Below are 7184 nucleotides of genomic sequence, written 5' to 3' on the forward strand. Positions count from 1 at the left end.
TGCCCATCGGGCTGCACCGCCTTCCGCTTCCGGGCACCACACCCTTGCCAACGATCAAGGAAGGGTACTCCGGGAGCGGTCGGCGGTGCAGCCCGATGGGCAGGGTCGTCGTGCCAACCTCCCTAGCCGAGTTGGCCGTTCGTGCCCGCCAGTTCCTTCGGAGTGAGCGGATTCATAGCGGTGACGTCCCGCGGGGCGAGCGAGAAACCCTGCCAGTGGACCGGCATGGGCTGCTGGTCCTCGTCCCGGGCGATGTGGTGGAAGCCGACGTTCACCCAGACGACGGGGTTGGTCAGGGTCTGGCCGCTGACCCACTTGTCCACGGACCGGGGGTGGCCGCTCGGACACCCCGGGTTGCCGCTGGCGTACTGCTCGCACTTGTTGTACTGGGTGAAGTACACGTCGTGCTTGGAGAAGCCGCGGCCCGGGTACTTGGCGGTGGCGCCGGGCACCAGCTCGTACGACCGCGCGTGCCCGTCCTTGTTCTTGCCGGTGGCGCTGACCACGCGCCACCAGCGCATGTTCCGGGCGTCGCCCGCGAGCTCCTTGGTCACCGTGGTGCGGGTGGTCCTGTTGCTGGGCGCCGGCTTCCCCGGGGCCGGCGGGGTGACCTTGGAGTCGTACTGCTCGATGCGGCCCTTGGAGGAGCCGTCGAGGCCGAAGTGGAGCCGCCAGAAGACGTTGTGGCTGTGGCTGAGGGCCTTGGCCTTGGGGCCCTTGCCGATGGGCCAGCCCTGGCCGTCGGCCGCGTCGTAGTCCTGCGGCGCGAGGCTGCCGGTGGCACCGACGTTCATGTGGACGGTGCCGTCGTCCTGGAAGCGCCACTCGGTGATGTACTCGTACCAGCTGACCTTGTTGACCGCGTAGACGAGCAGGTCCTTGCCCTGCTTCTGGTAGAGCTTGCGGGCACTGCCGTCCATCGGATCGGTGAGCATGCGGTAGGCGTGCCCACGCGCGCGTGTGGTGGTGCACAGGCCCTTGACGTCGGTGGCGTCGGAGTACATGGGCTCGCGGACCTTGACGGTCCGGATCGTGCCGCCCGGGCACTCGCCGGGCGCCAGGTTCACCAGACCGTCGCCGAAGCGATAGGTCGTCAGGTCCTCGTACTCCTCGGAGCCGTCGTCGTACGGCACGTGGATCTGGCCGAGCTTGGCACTGTTCAGGACCTTGATCGGGCGGGCCTCGCCGGGCGGCTGGTAGGAGATGTGCTGCAGCACGATCCCGGCCTTGCTCTCGTGGCGCCAGCACATCCGCCAGGTCGTGCCGTTCGCCAGCTTCTGCTCGATGCGGTAGGCGGCGCTGCAGTCGGGGGCCGGGGCGGGGGCCGCCTTCGGCTGGGCCACGGCCGGCCCCGCTCCGGCCGTGGCGCCGGCCGCCAGCCCGGCCACGGCGAGCGCCATGGCCGTCCGCGCGCGGGCACGGCTGAATCCTTTGAGACGCATGAGCGAGTGACTCCTCCGCGTGAGGTGCAAGTTCGGGAAGTGGACCGAGGCCGGCCCGGTGACGGCCGGCCGCGCGGTCAGCGGTCGAGTACGGCGACCTTGCGGGCGCTCAGATCGATCACCAGGTGCCGGGCGTCGATCCAGGGCCCGTTGACGACCTTCGGGAACAGGCGCGCACAGCGGTGTTCCCCGCACGCGTCGAGCGCGGCGGGCTGGGCGCCCGGAACCGACCCGTAGACCATGCTGGTCAGCGCCAGCTGGTCCGGTGAGGTGAGTTCCCTGCCGGTGGCGTCCTTGTAGTCGGCCTTCAGCCCCGCGCTCAACGGGTCGGCGAGCAGGATCTCTGCGGCCTCGACGTCCTCGGCCCGGCTGAGCGGCGGCTGCACGCCGCGCTGGGTCAGGGTCCGCTCCACCTTGCCCGTGTCCAGGTTGACGGTCCGGGTGACGAGGGTGTCGTCCCGGTAGTCGTAGAAGGTGACGTCGGCGCGCCGGGGCGCGTCCGCGGCGTCGACCTCGTCGGCCTCGGGCTCGGCGAGGTCGACGCCGAGCCGCTGCGGACCTCGGTCCCCCTCGACGTCCTCACTCGACCGGATCAGCCGCTGGTTCAGGGCGATCCCCGCCACCCGGTCGACCTCGTCGTCGGTGAGCGGGTCCCGGCCGATGCCTCGCTCCCCCTCGGGCGGAGCCTCCGCCACGACGCCCGGCTCGACCGCCGCCTGTCCTTCCGGGCCGCCCGGTGTCCGCCCCTGGGCCGCCCGTTCGGCCGTGCGGGCGGCGCCCGGCCCCCCGGCCGAGTCGTCCGCCCCCGCCGTGCCCGGCAGGGTGATCCCCACCATCAGCGCGGTTCCCGCGACCGCGATCCCCGTTCCGGCCACCACCTTGCCCAGGTGGCGGCGCACTGTCTCGCGCACATCGTCCCCCTACTCCCCCGGTGTGCACGGGAGTACGTACGTTGTTGCCCCGCTTGTTTCGGCATACGCGTATGCACTGGTCGACCGGTAAGAGGGAAAGAGGGGTGGGAAGGTTCCCTCATTTTCGAAGGAGACTCGGGGCCAAGGCACCCCCAGCGGCGCGGCACACCTGAAAGAGTCGTATCCATGCAGGTCTGGCCTGGAGAGGCGTATCCCCTCGGTGCCACGTACGACGGCGCCGGAACGAACTTCGCGGTCTTCACGGAGGCCGCGGACCGAGTAGAGCTGTGTCTGCTGCACGACGACGGCTCGGAGACGGCGGTGGAACTACGGGAGAGTGACGCTTTCGTGCGGCACGCGTACGTGCCGGGCGTGATGCCGGGGCAGCGGTACGGCTACCGCGTGCACGGCCCCTACGCCCCGGAACGCGGACTGCGCTGCAACTCCGCGAAGCTGCTGCTCGACCCGTACGCACGTGCGATCAGCGGCGCGGTCGACTGGGGCGAGGAGGTGTACGGCTACCACTTCGGCGCGCCCGACCGGCGCAACGACCTGGACTCCGCCCCGCACACCATGAGCTCGGTGGTGGTGAACCCGTACTTCGACTGGGGCGACGACCGGCGGCCGCGCACCGAGTACCACAGGACGGTGATCTACGAGGCCCATGTGAAGGGCCTGACCATGCGCCATCCGGGGCTGCCGGAGGAACTGCGCGGCACCTACGCCGCGCTGGCCCATCCGGCGCTGATCGAGCACCTCACCGAACTGGGGGTGACGGCCCTGGAACTGATGCCCGTACACCAGTTCGTCAACGACCACCGCCTGGTGGACATGGGGCTGAACAACTACTGGGGCTACAACACCATCGGCTTCTTCGCGCCGCACAACGCGTACGCCTCCTGGGGTGACCGCGGACAGCAGGTGCTGGAGTTCAAGTCGGCGGTCCGCGCCCTGCACGAGGCGGGCATCGAGGTCATCCTCGACGTGGTCTACAACCACACCGCCGAGGGCAACCACCTGGGTCCCACGCTGTCCTTCCGGGGGCTGGACAACTGGCAGTACTACCGGCTCGCGGACGACCCCCGCTACTACATGGACACCACGGGCACCGGCAACTCGCTGCTGATGCGCTCCCCGCACGTGCTCCAGCTGATCATGGACTCGCTGCGGTACTGGGTCACCGAGATGCACGTCGACGGCTTCCGCTTCGACCTCGCCGCGACCCTGGCCCGGCAGTTCCACGAGGTCGACCGGCTGTCGTCGTTCTTCGACCTGGTCCAGCAGGACCCGGTGGTGTCCCAGGTGAAGCTGATCGCCGAACCGTGGGACGTGGGCGAGGGCGGCTACCAGGTGGGCAACTTCCCACCCCTGTGGACCGAGTGGAACGGCAAGTACCGGGACACGGTCCGGGACCTGTGGCGGGGCGAGCCGCGCACCCTGGCGGAGTTCGCCTCCCGGCTGACCGGCTCGTCCGACCTGTACCAGGACGACGGGCGGCGGCCTCTGGCCTCCATCAACTTCGTCACCTGCCACGACGGCTTCACCCTGCACGACCTGGTCGCGTACAACGAGAAGCACAACGAGGCCAACGGGGAGGACAACCGCGACGGAGAGAGCCACAACCGGTCCTGGAACTGCGGCGCGGAAGGGGAGACCGACGACCCCGCCGTACTGGAACTGCGGGCCCGGCAGATGCGGAACTTCATCGCCACGCTGATGCTGTCCCAGGGCGTGCCGATGATCAGCCATGGTGACGAGTTCGCCCGCACCCAGCACGGCAACAACAACGCCTACTGCCAGGACAGCGAACTGTCCTGGGTGGCCTGGCCGGACGGCGAGGGGCCGCCCCGGGAGATGCTCGAGTTCACCCGGGCGATGGTGTGGCTGCGCAAGGACCACCCCGTCTTCCGGCGCCGGCGCTTCTTCCACGGCCGGCCGGTGGAGGGCACGCACGACGACCTGTCCGACATCGCCTGGTTCACCCCCGAGGGCCGGGAGATGACCCAGCGGGACTGGGAGTCGGCGCAGGCCTCGGCCCTGACCGTGTTCCTCAACGGCAACGCGATCTCCGAGCCGGGCCCGCGCGGGGAGCGCATCGCCGACGACTCCTTCCTGCTGATGTTCAACGCCTCCCCCAAGGCGCTGGACTTCGTGGTGCCCGTCGACCACGGCCGTCAGTGGCAGGTCGTCGTCGACACCGCCCAGCCGGACGGGGTGGTGCCGGGCACCGGCGCGAAGGTCGCGGCCGGGGAACGGCTGCGGCTGATCGACCGGAGCCTGACGGTGCTGCAGCGGCCCGCCTAGAGGGGTCGGGCACACGCGCGGGGCCTGCGGGTGGAGGCCTGTCGATTCGGTGCGGTGGCGGTGCGGTGGTGACGCCACCGCACCGTGCGGGCGCACTCGACAGGGCCCCGGCGCGCGGCGCAACCCGGTGCTTCCCATCGCCCGAAACCGGCCATGCGCGCGGGTGTGCGGGCAGGCCGTGATGACACGAAACCCGTCGGGGCGGGTACGTACCCTTTCATGACCCCTGAGCGATCTGACCCCACGGTGCCCACGGCCACGTACCGCCTCCAGCTGCAGCCCGACTTCCCGTTCGGGGCCGCCGCGGCGGCCGTGCCCTACCTGGCCTCGCTCGGCGTCTCGCATCTGCACCTGTCCCCCGTCCTGGAGGCCGTCCCCGGCTCGCTGCACGGCTACGACGTCGTGGACCACGCACGCGTGCGCGCGGAACTGGGCGGCGAGGAAGGGCTGCGGGCGCTGTCCCGCACCGCGCGGGAGCACGGTCTCGGACTCGTGGTGGACATCGTGCCGAACCACATGGCGATGGCCCCGCGGCACAACCGCGCCCTGTGGGAGGTGCTCCGGGAGGGTCCCAAGTCCGCGTACGCGCGATGGTTCGACATCGACTGGGACGCGCAGGGCGGGCAGGTGCTGCTGCCGGTGCTCGGGCGCCCGCTCGGCGCGGAGCTGGAACACCTCACGGCGGACGGCGACGTGCTGCGCTACCACGACCAGGTGTTCCCGCTCAGGGAGGGCACCGAGGACCTGCCGCTGCCGCAGCTGCTGGACGCGCAGTGGTACCGGCCCGTGTGGTGGCGGCTGGCCCGGACCGAGCTGAACTACCGGCGGTTCTTCAGCATCTCGGAGCTGATCGGGGTGCGGGTGGAGGACCCGGAGGTCTTCGACGCCACGCACGCCACCCTGCTGCGGCTGCTGCACGAGGGGGTGGTGGACGGGCTGCGCGTCGACCACCCGGACGGCCTCGCCGACCCCGACGGCTACCTGCGGCGGCTGCACGAGGCGACCGGCGGGCGCTGGACGGTGGTGGAGAAGATCCTCTCCGACGGCGAGCACCTGCCCGCCGCCTGGCCGGTCGCGGGCACCACCGGCTACGACGCGCTGCGGCACATCGACGGCGTCTTCACGGACCCGGCGGGCGCCGCCGAACTGCTCGCCCGCTACCGGCGGTTCGCGGCCCCGCAGACCGACCGGGGCGGGCACTGGGAGGCCACCGCGCGGCGGGCGGCGTACCGGGTCCTGGAGCACGAGCTGGCCACCGAGGTCGACCGGCTGACCCGGGTGGCGAGCCGGCTGTGCGCCACGTCCCAGGACCCGGCCCTGCGCGACCGGGCGCCCTGGGCGCTGCACACCGCGCTGCGGGAGCTGCTGGTCCGGCTGGAGGTCTACCGGCCCTACGAGTCCGGCGACCCCGCGCTGGTCGTCACCGAGGAGCACGCGGCCGAGGCGCGCGCGGCGTTCGCCGTACCGGAGGAGGCCGGGGCGGTCGACGTCGTCCGCGGGCTGCTGCTGGGGCGCCACGGCGACGGGCCGGACCGGCTGGAGTTCCGGACCCGGTTCGCGCAGACGGCATCGGCGCTGCGCGCGAAGTCGGTCGAGGACACCGCGTTCTACCGGTACGTGCCGCTGCTGTCGGCGACCGAGGTGGGCGGGAACCCGGGGCGGCCCGCGATGTCGCCCGAGGAGTTCCACGCGTACTGCGCGCGCGTGCAGCGCGACTGGCCGGTCACGGGGACCGTCGTGTCGACGCACGACACCAAGCGCAGCGCGGACGTGCGGGCGGCGCTGATGGTGCTCACCGAGTGCCCGGAGCGCTGGTCGGAGGTGCTGCGCGAGGTCGGCCGCGCCGATGTGGGCGCGCCCGACGGGCAGCTGGCCTGGGCGGCCTGGCAGACCGTCTTCGGGCTGGGCCCGGCGGACCCGGAACGTGTGCGGACGGCGCTGCTGAAGCATGTGCGCGAGGCCGGGATGCACACCAGCTGGACGGAGCAGGAGCCGCCGTACGAGGAGGCCGTGACGGCGTTCGCGGCGGCGGGGCCGTGCGGGGCGCCCGGCGAGCGGGTGGCCCGGCTGCGGCGCGAGCTGGAGCCGCACATCCGGGCCAATGTGCTGGGCGGGGCGCTGGTCCATCTGACGATGCCGGGCGTGCCGGACGTGTACCAGGGCACGGAGGCCGAGTGCCGGACCCTCGTCGATCCGGACAACCGGCGGTTCGTACGGTTCCCTCCCGAGGAGCCCGGCGACAAGGGAGCGCTGACGGCGGCGGCGCTGCGGCTGCGGGCGCGGCGGCCCGAGGTGTTCGGCGAGGCGGCGACCTACACGCCGCTGTATGCCGAGGGGCCCGCGGCGGACCATGTCCTGGCGTACGCCCGCTCCGGAGAGGTGGTCACCGCCGTCACCCGGCTGTCGCTGCGGCTGGCGGAGGCGGGCGGCTGGCGCGACACCCGGCTGGCGCTGCCGCCGGGCCGCTGGGCCGACGTCCTGACCCCGGGCCGGGAGTTCACCGGGCACGCGCGCGTGCAGGAACTCC

At 72.0% G+C, this 7184-nt stretch carries 4 protein-coding genes; 2 read left to right on the forward strand and 2 right to left on the reverse strand.

The window, feature by feature from the left end; all coding sequences use genetic code 11:
• Positions 1-122: 122 nt before the first annotated feature.
• Together CCN42_RS00755 and CCN42_RS00760 are read right to left on the reverse strand one after the other, a co-directional pair.
• Positions 123-1442: a copper amine oxidase gene (locus CCN42_RS00755; protein WP_086732588.1), complete on the reverse strand. Its 1320-nt coding sequence runs from the start codon at positions 1440-1442 to the stop codon at positions 123-125.
• Positions 1443-1519: 77 nt separating this feature from the next.
• Complete coding sequence (locus tag CCN42_RS00760; RefSeq protein ID WP_086732589.1) at positions 1520-2353, reverse strand: Tat pathway signal sequence domain protein; 834 nt, start codon at positions 2351-2353, stop codon at positions 1520-1522.
• A 186-nt stretch (positions 2354-2539) separates the two neighbouring features.
• Here CCN42_RS00760 and glgX point away from each other — a divergent pair, with 186 nt between their 5' ends.
• Positions 2540-4657: a glycogen debranching protein GlgX gene (gene glgX / locus CCN42_RS00765; RefSeq protein ID WP_086732590.1), complete on the forward strand. Its 2118-nt coding sequence runs from the start codon at positions 2540-2542 to the stop codon at positions 4655-4657.
• Between the two features lie 219 nt (positions 4658-4876).
• Positions 4877-7184: malto-oligosyltrehalose synthase (gene treY, locus CCN42_RS00770; protein ID WP_086732591.1), on the forward strand; the 2308-nt coding region annotated here is incomplete at its 3' end.

Origin of the sequence: Streptomyces glaucescens (assembly GCF_002154375.1) — a bacterium.
GTDB lineage: Bacteria > Actinomycetota > Actinomycetes > Streptomycetales > Streptomycetaceae > Streptomyces > Streptomyces glaucescens.

Bases quoted from the DNA above. Each gene is read 5' to 3' on its own strand.
- glgX (WP_086732590.1), top strand. From the start codon at position 2,540: ATGCAGGTCTGGCCTGGAGAGGCGTATCCCCTCGGTGCCACGTACGAC.
- CCN42_RS00755 (WP_086732588.1), bottom strand. From the start codon at position 1,442: ATGCGTCTCAAAGGATTCAGCCGTGCCCGCGCGCGGACGGCCATGGCG.